At 32.9% G+C, this 1,315-nt stretch carries 2 protein-coding genes; both read right to left on the bottom strand.

The annotated features are described in order from the left end of the window. Positions 1 to 53: 53 nt before the first annotated feature. Positions 54 to 905: an IS3 family transposase gene (locus AC1EUY_RS16075; protein ID WP_480196569.1), complete on the bottom strand. Its 852-nt coding sequence runs from the start codon at positions 903 to 905 to the stop codon at positions 54 to 56. Then, positions 905 to 1,276: a transposase gene (locus AC1EUY_RS16070; RefSeq protein ID WP_480196568.1), complete on the bottom strand. Its 372-nt coding sequence runs from the start codon at positions 1,274 to 1,276 to the stop codon at positions 905 to 907. Before AC1EUY_RS16070 ends, AC1EUY_RS16075 begins: the two co-directional genes overlap by 1 nt. Between the last annotated feature and the right edge of the window lie 39 nt (positions 1,277 to 1,315).

The following is a 1,315-nucleotide window of genomic DNA, read 5'->3' as shown; positions in this document are numbered from 1 at the left end:
TGTCTAGTCCTGAAATATGGCTACAGGTTAATCCCGATAGCTATCGGGAGGATTTACGCTGTTTTTAAATATACCCTATTAGGTGTTTTATAGTCTAAAGATACATGTAATCTTATTTCGTTGTATAAATTAATTGCATTTTTTGCAGCTCTTTTAGCGTGAGTTATGTCAGTAAAGGTTTGATCGAGATAAAATTCATCTTTTAAGATGCCATTTACACGTTCAGCAATGGCATTTTCATAGCAATGATTTTGTTCTGTCATGCTAATTTCTATCTTATTTCTTTTAAGTATTTGGGTGTACACATTACTACAATATTGTATACCTCTGTCTGAGTGATGAATAAGTTGTTTAACGTCTTTAGCTTGGTATATAGCTTTATTAAGGGCTCTAACACAGCCATTGAGTTCAAGGCTATCACTAAGGTCGTAACCTATGATTTTTCTAGAATACATATCTGTAATGAGCGCGAGATAACAAAACCCTTTTACGGTTCTTATATAGGTAATATCACTTACCCAAACTTGATTAGGTTTTGTGACTTCTACATCTTTAATAATGTTTTTGTATTTATAGAACCTATGGAACGAATTAGTTGTTTTATAGCTAGGTTTCTTTCTAAGTGTTAGCATTTGATGTTTTCTAAGGACATTAAATAATGTGTCTCTGCCGACTTTAAGGTTAGTTTTAATAAACTCATTTTCTAATGATATTTTAAGTTTACGCACGCCTTCTCTGGGAAGGGATTTGCGTCTTTTCTGTACTATTTCAACAATCTTCTGTTCTGTTTTCAAACGCTCATCAGCTCTATTTTTATATTTGTAATAAGCATCACGTTTTAGTCCAAAACAACGAGTTATAGTTGTTAAAGAAGCAAATCCCTTAGATTTTTCTTTGGCTTTGATTAAGGCTTTGTACTTAACTTTTTTTTTAGTTCAGCAACTGATTTATAGCCTAGATCTTCTGCTGCTACTTCTAGATAGGAATCCAATACCAAGGCATCCAGATCCTTTTTTAAGAGTAGTTTTTTAAGCTGTTCAATCTCTTTTTGAAGTGCTTTGATTCTTGTTATTTCGTCTTTAGTTTCCACTTTGATTCTGGTGTTCATAAGGTCTTTACGGTTGTATTTTCTAATCCATTCGTTAATGGTGGTAGGAGCAATACCGTAAGCTTTACCTAGTTGATACTTGTTTAACTTTCCTGTGGTAAGTTCGTCTAAAATTTTCAGTTTGAAAGGTTCTGAATACCGTCTGATGACTTTGTCGTTTTTATACATAATGTTTAAAATTATGTAGCCTTTATTCAGGACGGGTCA

The sequence above is a fragment of the Maritimimonas sp. 2210JD6-3 genome (assembly GCF_056591795.1).
This window is presented reverse-complemented; position numbering and strand designations above follow the sequence as displayed.